We start from the raw sequence: 16,548 nt of genomic DNA, 5'->3' as shown, positions 1-16,548 counted from the left end.
GCCTGTCTGAAAAAGCTTTCAGACAGGCATTGCCGATTTCGGGTATCATAATAGCCTGCATTTTAAATAGAAACACTCACTATGCTGCAAACCGACAACCTCACTGCCTCGCGAAGCGAGCGCGTGATTACGCCGAAAACCCTATCCGCCCAAGAAGAGCAACTCGAGCGCGCATTGCGCCCTAAAGCGCTGGCCGACTATATCGGCCAAGAAAAAGCCAAAGAGCAGCTGGAAATCTTTATTCAAGCGGCCAAAAAGCGCGGCGAAGCGCTTGACCACACCTTGCTGTTTGGCCCGCCGGGTTTGGGTAAAACTACCTTAGCGCATATCATTGCACGCGAATTAGGCGTGAACCTGCGCCAAACCAGCGGGCCGGTGCTCGAGCGGGCAGGGGATTTGGCCGCACTGCTTACCAATCTCGAGCCGCATGATGTATTGTTTATCGACGAAATCCACCGCTTAAGCCCGGTGGTGGAAGAAATTCTGTACCCTGCGTTGGAAGATTACCAGCTCGATATCATGATCGGCGAAGGCCCGGCCGCACGCTCAGTAAAAATCGACTTGCCGCCGTTTACATTGGTAGGTGCTACCACACGCGCCGGTATGCTGACCAATCCTTTGCGCGACCGTTTCGGTATCGTTTCGCGGTTGGAATTTTACCGTAATGAAGATTTGGCCGTTATCGTAGGCCGTTCCGCCGCATTGTTGCAATTGGATATCGACGACACCGGCGCAATGGAAATCGCCCGCCGCAGCCGCGGCACGCCACGCATTGCCAACCGGCTGTTGCGCCGTGTACGTGATTACGCCGAAATCAAGAGCGGTGGAAAGATCACCGCAGCCACAGCTGATGCCGCATTAAGCATGTTAGACGTTGATGCCGAAGGGTTGGATGTGATGGATAGAAAATTTTTAGATGCTATTCTACATAAATTCAGCGGCGGTCCGGTCGGGCTGGATAATGTGGCGGCTGCCATAGGCGAAAGCACCGACACAATCGAAGATGTGATCGAACCCTACTTAATCCAACAAGGCTTTTTGCAACGTACTCCCCGTGGCCGTATGGCCACCGAGCGCAGCTACCTGCATTTTGGTATGAAGTTTGAAAAGTAAGCCGGATCGCTTTCAAATTAACCATGCTTCAAAGAAATTTAGTTTTCAGACAGGCATTTTTAAGATTATGCAATCCGATAATCCAATTCAAATCGCGCCTGATTATCCTGCTTTAAAAGCCCGCACAATGCCGGCAAAGTATCCGCGAGCTGTTTGGCCAAAAGGTAGGGCGGGTTAATCACAAACATGCCGCTGCCGTGCATACCGAAACCATCAGCACGCGGCGCATGTACATGGAGCTGTGCATTTAAATAGTTTTCCGGAGAAAGCTTTATCAGGGTCTGCGGCAATTTCCGACTTTCCTCGCGGGAAAGACAAGGATACCAAACTATATAGCAGCCTTCCGCAAAGCGTTTCTGCGCTTCTTTCAGCGTTTTTACTACGCGCTCGTAATCCTGTTTTTCTTCATAAGGCGGGTCAATCAATACTACAGCGCGGCGGGTAGGGGGCGGCAAAAGGGTGATTAAACCTTGATAACCGTTTTCCTTCTTGGTAATGCAGCGCCTGCCCAGTTTCCATTCCCGAATATTATTTTGTAAAAGCTCAAAATCTGCCGGATGTAGCTCAAACAAGCGCATTTTATCGCTTTCACGCAAAGTCGCTGCCGCCAAAAACGGGGAACCGCAATAAAGATTTTCATTAGGCAATAGGTTTTTCAGACAGGCATTAAATTGCTGCAAAGTTTCGGGCAAGTCGGAAGCAGCTGCGCGTAAAAGGGCAATTCCTTGCCGGTATTCTGCCACTTTCTGAGCCTGTTCTCCGGCAAGGTTATATACGCCGGCACCACTGTGCGTGTCGATATACCAATAAGGCTTATCTTTTTTATTGAAATAGTCCAATACCAGCCAAAGTGTAAAATGTTTGAATATGTCGGCATGGTTTCCTGCATGGAAGGCGTGGCGGTAACTGAGCATAGTTTGAGAAAAATGAATGAGTTGATAAATAATGCCTGTCTGAATGGTTCAGACAGGCATTCTGCTTCAAATTAAAAAATGATGCAAAAGCTTATTTAGCAAAATATTTGCTTTCGATTTTTTCGTATTCACCGCTTTCACGCACTTTTTTCAAAGAATCATTCAGCATTTTGAGTGTTTCTTCATCGTTTTTCCGCACCGCAAAACCATAGTTTTCTTCAGTGAAATCAGGTGCCTCTACCACTGTAAAGCCTTTGTTGGCATTGTGTTTCAGATAATTGCCGACTACCGCACTATCGGTCACCACAGCATCTAAGCCTCCGCTTTCCATCTCTTTGATTACCAGAGGTAATGTATCGAAACGCGCAATCTTCGCGCTGTCTTTGCCCAACATTTTGGAAATGACAAAATCTCCGGTTTGGCCGGTAATTACGCCTACCTTATTGGCTTTTTTCAAATCGTCAACGTTTTTAATATTTTTACCTTGCGGTACCAGAATCACTTGGGTAATTTTGTAATAAGGATCGGTAAACGACATGCTTTGCTTGCGTTCATCGGTAATAGTGATAGCGGAAGCCAAAATATCCACATCACCGTTGCCCAAAGCAGCAAACAGGCTATCCCACGGCTGATGTTTGTATTCCACTTTGAAATTACCCGCCGCAGCCATTGCGTTCATCAGATCAACGTCAAAACCTTCCACATTATTTTGGGCATCCAACGATTCAAACGGCGCAAATTCCGCATTCATGGCCACACGGTAAACCTTATCCACTTTTTGTTCGCCGCTTTGGCCTTGTCCGCCGCAGCCGCCCATTACCAAAGCCGAACACATCAGTGTAGCGGCAAGCCATTTTTTCATATTCATGATCGTGATCCTGTTTCAGAAAATAAATAATATAGAAAGAGCCAGATAAATGATTCTGTCGAATTGGGCATTTTATCATGACTTTACATAAAGTGACATTTTTTCAGACAGGCATATTGCCCCTTAGAAGGTTAGTGCTCTTTTTCTCTAAAGAAAGAATAAGTTACATCATGAAACAAATCAATATGCGGGCTGTCTTCATAGCTCAACTCAGCCAGCGCATCTTCAAAAGCCAGTTGGATAGATTCTACCGTATCTTGCGCCATATCGGCCGGCAGGGCGCGGATAAGCCCCTTTAAAGCCGTAGATAACACACGGTTTTGCATACGCACCACCTCATTGGCTTCTTCCAAAAATTCAATCCTTTGTTCCAAGCTGTTCATCATGTTTCCTTAGAAAATAATCTGATAAAATAGGGCACTGATTATAAGCCTTCAAATGCCAGCAAAGAAAGCAAAGAATGAACAATCAAAGATTCAATCCGACACATCAAAATCTTCCGCAAGGCCAACAGGAAGAATGGGAACGTAAACTCGAACAGCTCCGTCGTCAAAACAGCGGTCAGCCACTTTCAGGCGGTGCACGCCAAGTAAGCGCTGCGATTCGCCCACAGCCTGCCATGAAAAATCTCGCGCAAACCGAAGCGCGTGAACGGGCATTGCAGGAATATCTGCGGGAATGGCAAGAAGAAATCAACGCGGAGTTTTCCGCCGAGCAGCCCGTAGAAGATACTGCCGTTTTATTACAAGAAGACTGGATAGCTGCACAAGCAGCTTTACAAGGTGATGCGGAAGAAAGCGCCATCGAAAGCACACACACCGTTTGGCTTAATCCCAAGCGTCAGATTAAAAGCGAGCAAGCTATTGAACAAAAAGAATTTTTCGATAAAGACACGCCTCCGATTTCCACTGAAAATATTCCGGTAAGCATCAATGTGATCAACCCACAAGTCGCGCCCAAGCAGCCGGTTACATGTCTATCTGAAAAAGAATTGCTGGAGCGCCTTACAGCAAAATTACTACCGCACCTAACCGACGCCGTTTCCGGCATGATACGCACAGCAGTACAGAAACAAACCGCGGTGCTCACATATCAAATCCAAGAAACTCTTGCCAAAGAAACACCCGGATTAGTAAAAGAAGTGCTGGACCACAACTTAGCCAGCGTGATGAAAGATATCCGCTATGATTTAAAATACAAACGCTAATGCCTGTCTGAAAAATGAATAAAAACAGTATTCTTAGCTTAGTTGTTGCTGTCATTGCCGCTTTCGGCTGGCAGCATTTCAACAAAACCAATAAGCAATCTGAACCAAATACAAGTTTGAGCCAATCTCGCGGCCAACAAACTACTGTTCAAAATAACCAAAATTTCGAACAGCTTCTGCAGCAAGCCTATCAAAACCGCCAAAGCAATCTGCAAATCGAAGGCAGTGGTACAGTGAAAAAAACATTGCCCGATGATAATAAAGGCTCACGCCATCAACGCTTCATTCTCGAACTAAACAGCGGACAAACGTTACTCGTTGCGCACAATATCGACTTAGCGCCCAAAATCAAAGGTTTGCAAAAAGGCGATACCGTTGGTTTTTACGGCGAATATGAATGGAGCGAACAAGGCGGCGTTATCCATTGGACACATCATGATCCAGCCAAACGGCACACAGACGGTTGGCTGAAGCATCAGGGCATTATTTATCAGTGATACTAGGTAAAGGTTATTAGTGATTAAAATAGGGCACTTAATTTCGAATGTATTAAATTAACCCCAGATATAAAATTTAACATAATTATGATTATGGGAAATAATAACTACGATAAACCAGCCGTGGTCTTGATGTTTATCTAAATCGGTATTGGCAGTATCGGTTAGCATGTTTCCTGTCGCGTTTATTATCACATCTAAGCGTTTTTCCACGGCAACCACATTTTGCCTAAGATATACAATGTTGCGCCTGTAAATCCCAATATCAGGAAAACCAAGCCTTTTTTTCGGGCATTGGGGCATAAGATATAGATTGCTAATGAAAAGCTGAAAAACATGGCTATGGCGGCGCCCAAGCGCTGTTTATCTTCCTTAAAGCGGTTTAAACTATAACTTTCCGACATAACTACATACATTTGCCACAAGGCGGCGGCGCCTATCAGCAACACGCCGAGGGGCAGGAAATAGAATCCGAGCAACTGCTGGTTCATGGGTTGGCTCCGTTTTTGAAAATAAACGAATTATATAGCGAAACCGGCTCTGCTATGATTGCTATATAATGATGCCTGTCTGAAAACTGATGGATACGCCCATGAAACGCATTGCCGCCCTGCCCGACCATCTGATTAATCAAATCGCCGCCGGCGAAGTGGTGGAGCGTCCTGCAAATGCTTTGAAAGAAATCATAGAAAACAGCATTGACGCAGGAGCAGGCGAGATTCAAATCGAGCTGGCTGCGGGCGGCATCAAGCTGATCCGCGTAACCGACAATGGCTCGGGGATTCATTCTGACGACATCACGCTTGCGCTTCACCGCCATGCCACCAGCAAAATCGCCTCTTTAAACGATTTGGAACATGTGGCCAGCATGGGCTTTCGCGGAGAAGGTTTGGCCAGTATCGCTTCCGTGTCGCGGCTTACGCTGACCAGCCGTCGGGGAGATGCTGCGCATGCTTCGGAAATTCGCGCTATTGATGGCAAATTGGAAAGCGGCCGCGCGGCTGCCCACCCTACCGGTACCACTGTGGAAGTGGCGGATTTGTTTTTCAACACGCCTGCCCGGCGTAAGTTTCTCAAATCAGAAAACACGGAATACGCGCATTGTGCCAACACTGTTGAGCGTTTGGCTTTGGCGCATCCCGAAATCGGTTTTTCGTTGAAGCACAACGGCAAAAGCATTTTCAAGCTGCCGCCGCAAAGCCTTGAAGAGCGTGTCGGCGCGATTTTGGGCGAAGAATTTCAAGCAGCTTCTTTGCCTGTCGACAGCGGAAACGGCTTGGTACGGCTGCATGGGTTGATTTCCAAGCCCACTTTTGCCAAAGGCAAAACCGACCGGCAATATTGTTTTGTCAACCGCCGCTTTGTGCGCGATAAAGTGATGTTGCATGCGGTGAAGCAAGCTTACCGCGATGTGTTGCACAATGCGCTCACGCCTGCTTTTGTGTTGTTTCTCGAGCTGCCGCCGGAGATGGTGGACGTAAACGTGCACCCTACCAAAACCGAAATCCGTTTCCGCGACAGCCAAGCCGTTCACCAGCTTGTGTTTCATACTCTGAACAAAACCTTGGCGGCCACCCGGGCCGACCAAACCGAAAGCGTGGGTAACGCAGGCGCGATTCTGTACGACATGCTCGGCGTTGCTCCCGAAAAACATTCTGAAACAAGCGAATCTTCCGCTAAATCAACTCCCGTATCTTACACGCCTGCATCCCGTGCGCCGCAACAGCGCAGCCTCAGCCTGCAGGAAAGCCGCGCGGCTATGGATACTTATGCCGAGCTTTACCGCAAAACGCCCGGGCACGATATCGAACTGGCAGCATTCGAGCAAAGCCGTTTTGCTGCGCCGGCAGCAGAATGCCTGTCTGAAAACGTTTCAGACAGGCATCAGGCAGCAGGCATGCACAGTGAATTGCCGCCTTTGGGTTTTGCCATTGCGCAATTATTAGGCATTTATATTCTTGCGCAAGCGGAAGACAGTTTGCTGCTGATCGATATGCACGCTGCCGCCGAGCGCGTGAATTATGAAAAAATGAAAGCCGCACGCGAGCAAAACGGCAGTCTGCCCAGCCAATCTTTGCTGATACCGGTAACCTTTTCCGCTAGCCATGAAGAAATGGCAGCGCTCTCCGATCACGGCGAAACATTGCGCGAATTCGGCTTGGATTTATCCGCAATGGGCAGCAACACCATAGCCGTGCGCGCCGTGCCGCAAATGCTGGGTAAATCCGACGTGGCGGAGCTTGCGCGCGACATGCTGCGCGAGTTTGCCCAAATAGGCGCTTCCCAAGCGGTTGAAGCGAGGGAAAACCAAATTCTTTCCACGATGGCCTGCCACGGCTCTATCCGCGCCGGCCGCCGGCTTACTTTACCCGAAATGAACGCCCTGCTGCGCGATATGGAAAACACGCCGCGCAGCAACCAATGCAACCACGGCCGCCCTACTTGGGTTAAGCTCACATTGAAGGAATTAGATGCTTTGTTTTTAAGGGGGCAGTAATGCCTGTCTGAAAATAAAACCAATCCGTTCAGACAGGCATTGCCGCCTATTTGCTTACTCATTTATTAGGAATATACATATGATTAAAAAAATTTCCGCATTACTCTGCTGCCTGCTGCCGCTCAGCGCCGTTGCGCACGAATTTGCCGTCGGCCAAGTTTGGCAATACCGCCACCGCCCAAACGAGGAAAATTCCCGCATTTATATCGTTAAAGTGGATGCCGATAACCGTGGCGAAAAGCAAAAAAAAATCTTCCATATCTACATCGACAATCTGGCGTTGAAAAATCCCCATACCGCTAACGGCATCCAAACCACCCTGCCCCATGCGCCTGTTTCCGAGGGTGCGCTTAAATCAAGCGTAACCAAGTTGGAAGAGCAGGAGAAAACCGAGTTGCCGGATATTTCCGAGGGCTATGAATTGTGGAAACAGGATTGGGAAGCGGGCGACGCAGGCGTGTTTACCATACCGGTTAAAGATTTGATCAAATCGGTGGAAAAGGCGCTCAATGAGCCGCTGGTTGAGCTTTGATTGATGCAGGGGATTGAAAATGAAAGCTTTATTTTCGGCTATTATTGCGTCGATTTTGCTGTCGGGCTGCATCACCTCGATGGAAACCGTACCCAAAAAGAGCCGGATGAAAACTTAATCGGCTTTTATATAAACAGTAAAAACGGGGTGAATCATATTTACGTTATCGGGGAGCGCAATGAATACCTGTTTTATGAAAACAAAGTATTTTCCGCATTTTTAAAATCAAACCACCTCAACCATACTGTGTTTACCAATGCGGAAATCAGTTATAGCGCGTCTAACAGCGCGCTCATTGACTACAATGTTTATTTTAGATACGCAAAAAAGTGATTATTCCGAATTTAAAACGATTTGAAAATCTGGATAGCGACGTTAATGTGTACCAACCCAAAATGTCCAAGCCGGTTTTATTAACGCAAATAAAACAGAACCATCCCGATTGGCGTGAAGGAAACGAAGTCATTGAAGTCCGTTTCCGAAGCCGCGGGCAATTAATTGAACTGAATAACAGAAACGAGCTTTTGGCGCAGCATGCTTTAAAAACGCCTATCAAAGCAACGGTTTAAAGTAGTCACTCGCGTGAGAAAGTGCACATTGGTAAAAGCTTGGGCGCAGCGGCTCTGATGCCGGTTTTCGTGATTTCCTCTCCGCTGACCTGCTTTAACAAAAACGACAGCTTTGCAGAAAGCTTTGTAGATTTATGTCCTTTCCGCTAAAAGATCCGAACCTATGAATTTTCCCAAAGCACTTGCTATCTTAGGCCCCACAGCCAGCGGCAAAACCAACCTTGCTTTAAGGCTGGCGGAGCATTTGCCGATGGAAATCATCAGCCTGGATTCAGCGCTGATTTATCGGGATATGAATATCGGCACGGCCAAGCCTTCCGCGGAAGAATTGGCCCGAGTGCCGCATCATTTAATCGATATTATTTCGCCGCTCGAAAGTTACAGCGCGGCAGAGTTTGTGTCCGACTGCCTGCGCCTATGTGGCGAAATTCATGAGCGGGGCAATTTGCCGCTGATTGTGGGCGGCACCATGATGTATTACCACGCGCTGGTAAACGGCCTGAATGATTTGCCGGAAGCCGATGATGCGGTGCGCGCGCAATTGCAGCAAGACAAACAAATCCACGGGCTAGCACACCTTTATCGGCGCTTGCAGGAAGTTGACCCGGCTACTGCGCAACGTTTGGAACCCGGCGACAGCCAACGCATTGAACGCGCTTTGGAAGTGTGGATGCTGACCGGCAAGCCATTAAGCGAACACTTTGCAGAACAAGCCGCCTATACCGTTCCCCTCGATATACATGCGGTTGCGCTGTTCCCCGAAAACCGAAAGCGGCTGCATGAAAATATCTCTTTGCGCTTTCACACGATGCTGGAACAAGGCTTCACAGATGAAGTGAAAGCGTTGCAAGCCACCTACCCCGGCCTCACGGCCGATATGCCTTCCATGCGTTGCGTGGGTTACAGACAGGCATGGGATTATCTGGCCGGAGAAAGCGATTACGAAACATTTGTTGAAAAAGGCATAGCCGCCACCCGCCAGCTTGCCAAACGCCAAATGACTTGGCTGCGCAAATTGCCGGCCGACACATTAATCGACCCCTATCAATCTGATGATGCCTTAGCCGTTGTGCTGCAAAACGCGCAATCATATTTTTCATATTCCATCAAATGAGCAATATCATGCCCCATTTACCCACCGTTTCCCCTAAACGCCGCCTGGCCTCTCTGCTCTATGAAGGTCTGTTGGCTGCAGCCATTACCGTGGCGCTCGGGCTGCCTGCCGGGCTGGCTTCTATGCTGCTCAACCCTGTTTCGCCGCTGCTTTCTCAAATTGCCGTCAGCCTGATTATGCTGGCCGGCTGGTGGTTTTATTTCAAACTCAATTGGGTGAAACAAGGCCAAACCCTGCCCATGCGCACCTGGCATATCGGCCTTACCGACCAAACCGGCAGCCGGCCCCATCACTCACGCCTGCGCCTGCGCTTTATGTGGGCTTGCGTATTTATCGTATTTATCCCGCTGCTCGCCTATTCCGCGTTGCACGGTTGGGGCATTCCGCCCAAACCCGCATTCGGCGCCGCCTTTTTTTGGTGGATTCTGCCTTGGGGTTTTGCATGGTTTAATGCCGACCGCCAGTTTTTATACGACTTTCTTGCCGGAACCCGTTTAGTAGATTTGCGTAAAAAATAATATTCAGGTTAATTTGGAAAGTTAATGATGCCTGTCTGAAAAAGTGGTTTCAGACAGGCATTGCCAAACTAACAAAAAGGCTGTCTGAACAATTTCAGACAGCCTTTCACACAAGCTAGGTTTATTTTTTCTTTTTCTGAGGTGGTAAATCGGTGCACACACCCAATGCCACTTCAGCAGCCATACCGATGCTTTCACCTAAAGTCGGGTGTGGATGGATGGTTTTGCCGATGTCTGCCGCATCACAACCCATCTCAATCGCCAAGCAAATTTCGCCGATCATATCGCCGCCATTCGGGCCGACGATGCTGCCGCCGATAATCTTGCCACTGTCTGCATCAAAAATCAGCTTGGTGAAGCCTTGATCGCAACCGTTAGCAATGGCACGGCCGGATGCCGCCCACGGGAACACAGCTTTGGTGATTTTCAGGCCGTCTTCTTTGGCAGAAGTTTCGGTTACACCTACCCAAGCCACCTCGGGTGACGTGTAGGCTACGCCCGGAATCACACGGGCATCGAAATAGGCTTTGTGCCCTGCGCAGTTTTCTGCGGCCACATGGCCTTCGTGCACGGCTTTGTGCGCCAACATAGGTTGGCCTACCACATCGCCGATGGCATAGATATTGGGCACGTTGGTGCGCATTTGTTTGTCGACTTCAATAAAGCCACGGTCGGTTACAGCTACTCCGGCTTTTTCGGCATCAATCAATTTGCCGTTTGGCGCGCGGCCTGCGGCAACCAGCACCAAATCATAGCGCTGCGGCTCCTTCGGTGCATTTTCGCCCTCAAAGCTCACATAAATACCGTCTTCTTTTGCATCAACAGCTACGGTTTTGGTGTTGATCATGATGTTGTCGAAGCGGTATTCGTTCTGCTTCTGCCAAACTTTTACCAAATCACGGTCTGCGCCCTGCATCAAACCGTCCATCATTTCCACCACATCCAGGCGGGCGCCCAAAGTGCTGTACACCGTACCCATTTCCAAGCCGATGATGCCGCCGCCGATAATCAGCATTTTTTGCGGGATTTCTTTCAGCGCCAGAGCACCGGTAGAATTGATAATACGTGGGTCTTGCGGAATAAACGGCAGGTTCACGACACGGCTGCCGACTGCGATGATGCAGTTTTTAAATGCCACCACTTTTTTGCTGCCGGTTTGTGTGGCTTGTTCGTATTCTTGGCTTTCGGTTAATGCAACTTCAATATGGTTTGCATCTAAGAATTTGCCGAAACCCTGAATGATGTCCACTTTTCGGGCTTTCGCCATGCCTGCCAAGCCGCCGGTAAGTTTGCCGATCACTTTGTCTTTGTAAGCGCGCAGCATGTCGATATCTACTTCCGGCTCAGGATAAGAAATACCGTTGGCCTTCAGGTGGCGCACTTCATCCATTACCGCTGCATTGTGCAACAAGGCTTTAGACGGAATACAACCCACATTCAAACATACGCCGCCTAAGGTGCTGTATTGTTCGATGATGGCTACTTTCAAGCCTTCGTCGGCTGCGGCAAACGCTGCCGAATAGCCGCCCGGGCCGCCACCCAACACTACAACATCATATTCCGCATCAGAAGCACCGCTAAATTGCGCTGCTTGCGGAGCCGGTGCGGCTGCTTTGGGCGCTTCTTGTGCCGCTTCCGGCTTACTTTCGGTTTTTGGGGCTTCGGCAGAGGCTGCCGCTTCGATAACGGCAATCACACCGCCTTCAGAAATTTTGTCGCCCACTTTAACTTTGACTTCTTTCACCACGCCGGCTGCTTCAGCGGGAACATCCATGGTGGCTTTGTCGGTTTCCAAAGTAATCAGTGTGTCTTCCAAGGCAATTGTGTCGCCTGCTTTGATTCCTACGGCAATGATGTCTACATTTTCATGCCCGCCGATATCGGGCACTTTGAGTTCGATTAAGCTCATTCTTTAAACCTTTCTGGAAAGCAACCGGTATTTTACCGGCTGCTTCGGTAGTCTTTTCAGACAGGCATTGTTTGGATGCCTGTCTGAACGGCGTTACAGTGTAATGCGGCGGAAATCTTTTAACAGACTTGCCAAGAACACGGTAAAGCGCATACCGGCCGCACCATCAATCACGCGGTGGTCGAATGACAGGCTCAACGGACACATCAGGCGCGGTTCAAAGGCAGAGCCGTTCCACACCGGTTTCATTTGCGATTTGCATACACCCAAAATAGCCACTTCAGGCGCATTCACAATCGGAGTGAAACCGGTACCGCCGATACCGCCCAAGCTGGAAATGGTAAAGGTTGCACCTTGCATTTCGTTGGGTTTGAGCTTGCCTTCGCGAGCCTTTTTGCTCAGCTCGGTTAAGTCTTGAGAAATTTCTTTCAAACCCTTCTTATCGGCATCTTTAATTACTGGTACAACCAAGCCGTTAGGCGTGTCGGCTGCGAAGCCGATGTTGTAGTATTTTTTCAATACCAAGTTGTCGCCATCCAAAGATGAGTTGAATTCCGGGAAAGCTTTCAAAGCCGTTACGGAAGCTTTGATGATAAACGCCAACGGCGACAATTTCACACCCTCGCGCTCCCATTCTTTATTCAGCTGTTTGCGGAACTCTTCCAGTTCGGTCATATCGGCTTCATCGTTCACGGTAACATGCGGAATCATCACCCAGTTTCGCGACAGGTTTTGACCGGAAATTTTCTTGATGCGAGAAAGCTCTTTTACTTCGATTTCACCGAATTTGCTGAAATCAACTTTCGGCCACGGCAACAAGTCCAAACCGCCGCCTAAAGAAGGTGCGGCTGGAGCGGCTTTGCCCGCGCCGCCTTGCATGGCAGCTTTAACGAAGGCTTTGATGTCTTCGCCGACAATACGGCCTTTCAAGCCAGTACCGGTAACCAGACCTAAATCCACGCCTAATTCGCGTGCCAGTTTACGGGCAGACGGGCCTGCGTGTGCTTTGGCAAATGCGGCTTCGTTAACCGGCGTGTTGCCGAATGCAGCAACCGGTGCAGCAGAAGCTGTTTGCGGGGCAGGAGCGGCGGCGGCCGGTGCAGCTGCAGGAGCCGGTTCGGCTTTTTTCTCTTTTTTCTCTTCGGCTTTTTGTTCCGCAGGTGTTGCGACAGCTGTAGAACCGCCGGCAGCTTCAACCTCTACAATAACGGTGCCTTGAGAAACTTTGTCGCCCACTTTGATATGAACGGCTTTAACCACACCGGCCGCAGTTGACGGCACATCCATAGTGGCTTTGTCGGTTTCCAGGGTAATCAGCGTGTCGTCCACGGCAACGGTATCGCCGGCTTTTACTTCTACCGCAATCACATCCACGTTCTCATGGCCGCCAATATCGGGCACTTCCACTTTAGCCAAGCTGCTGCCGGTTGAAGGCGCAGGTGCGGCTTGTGCTGCGGGAGCTGGAGCCGCTTCTTTTGCTGGCGCTGCTTCAGCGGCACCGGTAGCTTCAACCAACACAATCACGCTGCCTTCAGATACTTTGTCGCCCACTTTTACTTTCACTTCTTTCACCACGCCAGCGGTATCGGCAGGCACATCCATAGTGGCTTTGTCGGTTTCCAAAGTAATCAGGGCATCATCTACGGCAACGGTATCGCCGGCTTTTACTTCTACCGCAATGACATCCACATTCTCGTGGCCGCCAATGTCGGGTACTTTGATTTCTACGATTTGACTCATCGTGCTTATCCTTTAATTTAGTTGTGAAGCAAGGTTCGCAACTTAATTATCTTGTTAGAACCATTCAAAATCCTTTTTTCAGACAGGCACTGCGATATGCCTGTCTGAAAACCACTGCTTAACGTTCCCAGCTGGGTACAGTGTCGGTTTTGATGCCGTATTTCTCAATAGCTTGCTGAACAACCACTTTTTCAATCTTGCCTTGGTCGGCCAAAGCACTCAAAGCGGTAACAGCAATGTTGTAGCTATCTACTTCAAAGAAGCGGCGCAGGTTGGCGCGCGAGTCGCTGCGGCCGAAACCGTCGGTGCCCAAAACGTGGAAATCGTTTGGAATGTAGGCACGGATACGCTCGGCGAAGCTGCGGATGTAGTCGGTAGCCGCAACAACAGGGCCTTCATGACCTTGCAGCTGTTGGGTAACAAATGGCAGTTTTTGTTCTTGCAACGGATGCAGACGGTTATGACGCTCAACTTTCATAGCGTCGCGGTGCAGCAGGTTGAACGACGGGCAAGACCAAATGTCGGCTTCTACGCCGAAGTCGTTTTTCAGCAGCTCGGCTGCTTTAATCACTTCGGTCAGAATGGTACCGGAACCCATCAATTGAACTTTCTTATCGCTTGCACCACCGGCTTTGAACAGATACATACCTTTCAGGATTTCTTCTTCAATACCTTCGCGTTGCGGCATGGCCGGATGCGCATAGTTTTCGTTCATCACGGTCAGGTAATAGAACACGTCTTCCTGATTAACATACATGCGGCGCAAACCGTCTTGAATGATCACGGCCAATTCGTACTGGAAGGTCGGATCGTAGCTCATGCAGTTCGGAATCAGATCGGCCTGAACTTGGCTGTGGCCGTCTTCGTGTTGCAGACCTTCGCCGTTCAAAGTTGTACGGCCGGAAGTACCGCCCACCAAGAAGCCGCGTGCACGCATATCGCCTGCAGCCCAAGCTAAATCGCCGATGCGTTGGAAGCCGAACATTGAGTAATAGATATAGAACGGAATCATGGCGTAGCGGCTGTTTGCATAGCTGGTTGCGGCTGCAATCCAGTCGGCCATCGCGCCGGGTTCGTTAATACCTTCCTGCAAAATCTGACCGTCAACCGATTCTTTATAGAACATCAGTTGGTCTTTATCTTGTGGGGTATATTGTTGGCCTTTCGGATTCCAAATACCGTATTGGCGGAACATGCCTTCCATACCGAAAGTGCGGCTTTCGTCCGGAACGATCGGCACGATACGTTTGCCGATTTGCTTGTCTTTCAGCAAAGTTGACAGAATACGCACGAATGCCATGGTGGTAGAAAACTCGCGATCGCCGCTTGCTTCAAGTTGCGCGTCGAATGTTTCCAAAGCAGGAATCGGCAAAGCTTCTTTATTCGGATTACGCTGAGGCAGATAACCGCCCAAAGCATTGCGGCGTTCGCGCAGGTATTGCATTTCGGGGCTATCTTCCGGGAAGCGGTAGTAAGGCAGGTCGCCGCTTTCGATTTGCTCGTCGGTTACCGGGATGCCGAAGCGTGTGCGGAATTGCTTCAGGGAAGCTACGTCCATTTTTTTCGCTTGGTGGGCGATGTTTTGGCCTTCGCCTGAAGCACCCATGCCGTAGCCTTTAATGGTTTTAGCCAAAATCACTGTCGGGCGGCCGTCCGGGTTGTTTACGGCTTCGTAGTAGGCGGCATAAACTTTATGCGGATCGTGACCGCCGCGGTTCAAGGCCCAAATTTCTTCGTCCGACATATTGGCCACCATGGCTTTTAATTCGGGCGTATTGAAGAAATGCTCGCGTACATAAGCGCCGTCTTTGGATTTGTAGGTTTGGTAGTCGCCGTCCAAACATTCGTTCATACGCTGTTTCAGGGCGTTGTTGGTGTCGTTGGCCAACAAGCCGTCCCAGCGGCCGCCCCAAATCACTTTCAATACGTTCCAGCCGGCGCCGCGGAAGTTGCCTTCCAGTTCTTGGATGATTTTGCCGTTACCGCGCACAGGGCCGTCGAGGCGTTGCAGGTTACAGTTGATAACGAAGATCAGGTTGTCCAAGCCTTCGCGTGCTGCCAAAGAAATAGCGCCTTGGCTTTCCGGCTCGTCCATCTCGCCGTCGCCGCAGAATACCCATACTTTACGGCCTTTGGTTTTGGTTAAACCGCGTGATTCGAGGTATTTCAGGAAACGTGCCTGATAAATCGCCATCAACGGGCCTAAACCCATAGATACAGTAGGGAATTGCCAGAAATCGGGCATCAGATAAGGGTGCGGATAAGAAGACAGGCCGTCTGCATCTGCTTCTTGGCGGAAATTGTTTAATTGCTCTTCGGTTAAACGGCCTTCCACAAATGCGCGTGCATAGATACCGGGAGCGGAGTGGCCTTGGATAAACACCAAATCGCCTTCTACGCCGTCTTTGCCTTTGGCATGCCAGAAGTGGTTGAAGCCGACGTCATACAGAGTGGCAGCAGATTGGAAAGAAGCAATATGGCCACCCAGCTCTAAATCTTTTTTGCCTGCGCGCAATACCATTGCGGCGGCATTCCAACGGATGATAGAACGGATACGGTGCTCCAATTCATGATTACCCGGAGATTTCTGCTCTTTGCCTACCGGAATCGTGTTCAAATATGCGGTAGTTGCGTCAAACGGCATATGCACACCGCGGCGGCGGGTGTATTTCACCAGATTTTGCAAGAGGAAATGCGCGCGTTCGGTACCTTCATGTTCCAGAACCGAGCTTAATGCGTCTAACCATTCCTGGGTTTCAATAGGATCAACGTCTTGAATTTGGGTGGACATAATGACAATCCCTTTCAGTTGAGTTAATTAAAGAAGCTTGTTAAATTATCGAATCTTAATATTTTCGTTTTCGAAAAAATAAGAAGAATTTCAAAATATAAAAGCAACCGTTACTTGTATTCTATCTAAATAAAACAATGGCTTCAGACAGGCCTATTGCAGAGCGGAGAACTGATATATTCCTTTGTAATATTTTTAGATATGAGGGTATTTTTGAATGCTAACAGCAATTATCTTGTATGGCAAACAGCTTAATTTGCCTTAAAGCAAATTTTTGGC

At 49.2% G+C, this 16,548-nt stretch carries 16 protein-coding genes; 9 read left to right on the top strand and 7 right to left on the bottom strand.

Going from position 1 to position 16,548, the window contains the following annotated elements; translation table 11 throughout:
• Positions 1-81: 81 nt before the first annotated feature.
• Positions 82-1,113 carry a Holliday junction branch migration DNA helicase RuvB gene (gene ruvB / locus HMPREF9370_RS07235; RefSeq protein WP_009116764.1) on the top strand — a complete coding sequence of 344 codons (1,032 nt, stop codon included), beginning with the start codon at positions 82-84 and terminating at the stop codon, positions 1,111-1,113.
• Positions 1,114-1,178: 65 nt separating this feature from the next.
• On the opposite strand, the gene HMPREF9370_RS07230 is transcribed toward ruvB, so the two are convergent.
• The 3 genes from HMPREF9370_RS07230 to HMPREF9370_RS07220 form a co-directional block, all read right to left on the bottom strand.
• Entirely contained in the window at positions 1,179-2,027 is an 849-nt protein-coding gene (locus HMPREF9370_RS07230) for a 23S rRNA (adenine(2030)-N(6))-methyltransferase RlmJ (protein WP_009116763.1), read from the bottom strand.
• 91 nt (positions 2,028-2,118) lie between these two features.
• On the bottom strand, positions 2,119-2,895 hold the full coding sequence (locus tag HMPREF9370_RS07225; protein WP_009116762.1) for a basic amino acid ABC transporter substrate-binding protein: 777 nt from the start codon (positions 2,893-2,895) through the stop codon (positions 2,119-2,121).
• A 131-nt stretch (positions 2,896-3,026) separates the two neighbouring features.
• Entirely contained in the window at positions 3,027-3,278 is a 252-nt protein-coding gene (locus HMPREF9370_RS07220) for an NGO1151 family protein (protein WP_040667031.1), read from the bottom strand.
• 77 nt (positions 3,279-3,355) lie between these two features.
• Here HMPREF9370_RS07220 and HMPREF9370_RS07215 point away from each other — a divergent pair, with 77 nt between their 5' ends.
• Both HMPREF9370_RS07215 and HMPREF9370_RS07210 read left to right on the top strand, forming a co-directional pair.
• Positions 3,356-4,102: a hypothetical protein gene (locus HMPREF9370_RS07215; RefSeq protein ID WP_009116760.1), complete on the top strand. Its 747-nt coding sequence runs from the start codon at positions 3,356-3,358 to the stop codon at positions 4,100-4,102.
• Between the two features lie 14 nt (positions 4,103-4,116).
• The gene (locus HMPREF9370_RS07210; protein ID WP_009116759.1) at positions 4,117-4,599 is read left to right on the top strand and encodes a DUF3465 domain-containing protein; all 483 of its coding nucleotides are present in this window, start codon (positions 4,117-4,119) and stop codon (positions 4,597-4,599) included.
• Positions 4,600-4,796: 197 nt separating this feature from the next.
• Here HMPREF9370_RS07210 and HMPREF9370_RS07205 read toward each other — a convergent pair whose 3' ends face one another.
• Complete coding sequence (locus HMPREF9370_RS07205) at positions 4,797-5,090, bottom strand: hypothetical protein (protein ID WP_009116758.1); 294 nt, start codon at positions 5,088-5,090, stop codon at positions 4,797-4,799.
• 101 nt (positions 5,091-5,191) lie between these two features.
• Here HMPREF9370_RS07205 and mutL point away from each other — a divergent pair, with 101 nt between their 5' ends.
• The 6 genes from mutL to HMPREF9370_RS07175 all read left to right on the top strand — a co-directional run bounded on the left by mutL (position 5,192) and on the right by HMPREF9370_RS07175 (position 9,829).
• On the top strand, positions 5,192-7,096 hold the full coding sequence (mutL, locus tag HMPREF9370_RS07200) for a DNA mismatch repair endonuclease MutL (protein ID WP_040667029.1): 1,905 nt from the start codon (positions 5,192-5,194) through the stop codon (positions 7,094-7,096).
• A gap of 79 nt (positions 7,097-7,175) precedes the next feature.
• Positions 7,176-7,628: a hypothetical protein gene (locus HMPREF9370_RS07195; protein ID WP_009116756.1), complete on the top strand. Its 453-nt coding sequence runs from the start codon at positions 7,176-7,178 to the stop codon at positions 7,626-7,628.
• A gap of 3 nt (positions 7,629-7,631) precedes the next feature.
• Positions 7,632-7,961, top strand: a complete 330-nt coding sequence (locus tag HMPREF9370_RS07190) for a hypothetical protein (protein WP_009116755.1) — start codon at positions 7,632-7,634, stop codon at positions 7,959-7,961.
• A complete protein-coding gene (locus HMPREF9370_RS07185; protein ID WP_009116754.1) occupies positions 7,958-8,197 on the top strand; it encodes a hypothetical protein in 240 nt (79 codons plus the stop codon). Before HMPREF9370_RS07190 ends, HMPREF9370_RS07185 begins: the two co-directional genes overlap by 4 nt.
• Positions 8,198-8,360: 163 nt before the next feature.
• Positions 8,361-9,311: a tRNA (adenosine(37)-N6)-dimethylallyltransferase MiaA gene (miaA, locus tag HMPREF9370_RS07180; RefSeq protein ID WP_009116752.1), complete on the top strand. Its 951-nt coding sequence runs from the start codon at positions 8,361-8,363 to the stop codon at positions 9,309-9,311.
• Between the two features lie 8 nt (positions 9,312-9,319).
• Positions 9,320-9,829 (top strand): RDD family protein, encoded by a 510-nt coding sequence (locus HMPREF9370_RS07175; protein WP_040667027.1) that lies wholly within the window; start codon positions 9,320-9,322, stop codon positions 9,827-9,829.
• Between the two features lie 121 nt (positions 9,830-9,950).
• On the opposite strand, the gene lpdA is transcribed toward HMPREF9370_RS07175, so the two are convergent.
• From lpdA to aceE, 3 genes are all read right to left on the bottom strand, one after another.
• On the bottom strand, positions 9,951-11,738 hold the full coding sequence (gene lpdA / locus HMPREF9370_RS07170) for a dihydrolipoyl dehydrogenase (RefSeq protein WP_009116750.1): 1,788 nt from the start codon (positions 11,736-11,738) through the stop codon (positions 9,951-9,953).
• Between the two features lie 93 nt (positions 11,739-11,831).
• Positions 11,832-13,478 carry a dihydrolipoyllysine-residue acetyltransferase gene (gene aceF / locus HMPREF9370_RS07165; protein ID WP_009116749.1) on the bottom strand — a complete coding sequence of 549 codons (1,647 nt, stop codon included), beginning with the start codon at positions 13,476-13,478 and terminating at the stop codon, positions 11,832-11,834.
• A gap of 118 nt (positions 13,479-13,596) precedes the next feature.
• Positions 13,597-16,269: a pyruvate dehydrogenase (acetyl-transferring), homodimeric type gene (gene aceE / locus HMPREF9370_RS07160; protein WP_009116748.1), complete on the bottom strand. Its 2,673-nt coding sequence runs from the start codon at positions 16,267-16,269 to the stop codon at positions 13,597-13,599.
• Positions 16,270-16,548: the final 279 nt, after the last annotated feature.

It is taken from the genome of Neisseria wadsworthii 9715 (assembly GCF_000227765.1).
In the GTDB taxonomy this organism is placed as follows: Bacteria; Pseudomonadota; Gammaproteobacteria; order Burkholderiales; family Neisseriaceae; genus Neisseria; species Neisseria wadsworthii.
The sequence above is the reverse complement of the archived record's forward strand: the minus strand, read 5'-3'. Positions and strand labels throughout refer to the sequence as shown.

What these genes read in the sequence shown, in the direction of transcription:
- ruvB (WP_009116764.1), top strand. Translation starts at nt 82, where the DNA reads ATGCTGCAAACCGACAACCTCACTGCCTCGCGAAGCGAGCGCGTGATT.
- HMPREF9370_RS07230 (WP_009116763.1), bottom strand. Translation starts at nt 2,027, where the DNA reads ATGCTCAGTTACCGCCACGCCTTCCATGCAGGAAACCATGCCGACATA.
- HMPREF9370_RS07225 (WP_009116762.1), bottom strand. Translation starts at nt 2,895, where the DNA reads ATGAATATGAAAAAATGGCTTGCCGCTACACTGATGTGTTCGGCTTTG.
- HMPREF9370_RS07220 (WP_040667031.1), bottom strand. Translation starts at nt 3,278, where the DNA reads ATGAACAGCTTGGAACAAAGGATTGAATTTTTGGAAGAAGCCAATGAG.
- HMPREF9370_RS07215 (WP_009116760.1), top strand. Translation starts at nt 3,356, where the DNA reads ATGAACAATCAAAGATTCAATCCGACACATCAAAATCTTCCGCAAGGC.
- HMPREF9370_RS07210 (WP_009116759.1), top strand. Translation starts at nt 4,117, where the DNA reads ATGAATAAAAACAGTATTCTTAGCTTAGTTGTTGCTGTCATTGCCGCT.
- HMPREF9370_RS07205 (WP_009116758.1), bottom strand. Translation starts at nt 5,090, where the DNA reads ATGAACCAGCAGTTGCTCGGATTCTATTTCCTGCCCCTCGGCGTGTTG.
- mutL (WP_040667029.1), top strand. Translation starts at nt 5,192, where the DNA reads ATGAAACGCATTGCCGCCCTGCCCGACCATCTGATTAATCAAATCGCC.
- HMPREF9370_RS07195 (WP_009116756.1), top strand. Translation starts at nt 7,176, where the DNA reads ATGATTAAAAAAATTTCCGCATTACTCTGCTGCCTGCTGCCGCTCAGC.
- HMPREF9370_RS07190 (WP_009116755.1), top strand. Translation starts at nt 7,632, where the DNA reads ATGCAGGGGATTGAAAATGAAAGCTTTATTTTCGGCTATTATTGCGTC.
- miaA (WP_009116752.1), top strand. Translation starts at nt 8,361, where the DNA reads ATGAATTTTCCCAAAGCACTTGCTATCTTAGGCCCCACAGCCAGCGGC.
- HMPREF9370_RS07175 (WP_040667027.1), top strand. Translation starts at nt 9,320, where the DNA reads ATGCCCCATTTACCCACCGTTTCCCCTAAACGCCGCCTGGCCTCTCTG.
- lpdA (WP_009116750.1), bottom strand. Translation starts at nt 11,738, where the DNA reads ATGAGCTTAATCGAACTCAAAGTGCCCGATATCGGCGGGCATGAAAAT.
- aceF (WP_009116749.1), bottom strand. Translation starts at nt 13,478, where the DNA reads ATGAGTCAAATCGTAGAAATCAAAGTACCCGACATTGGCGGCCACGAG.
- aceE (WP_009116748.1), bottom strand. Translation starts at nt 16,269, where the DNA reads ATGTCCACCCAAATTCAAGACGTTGATCCTATTGAAACCCAGGAATGG.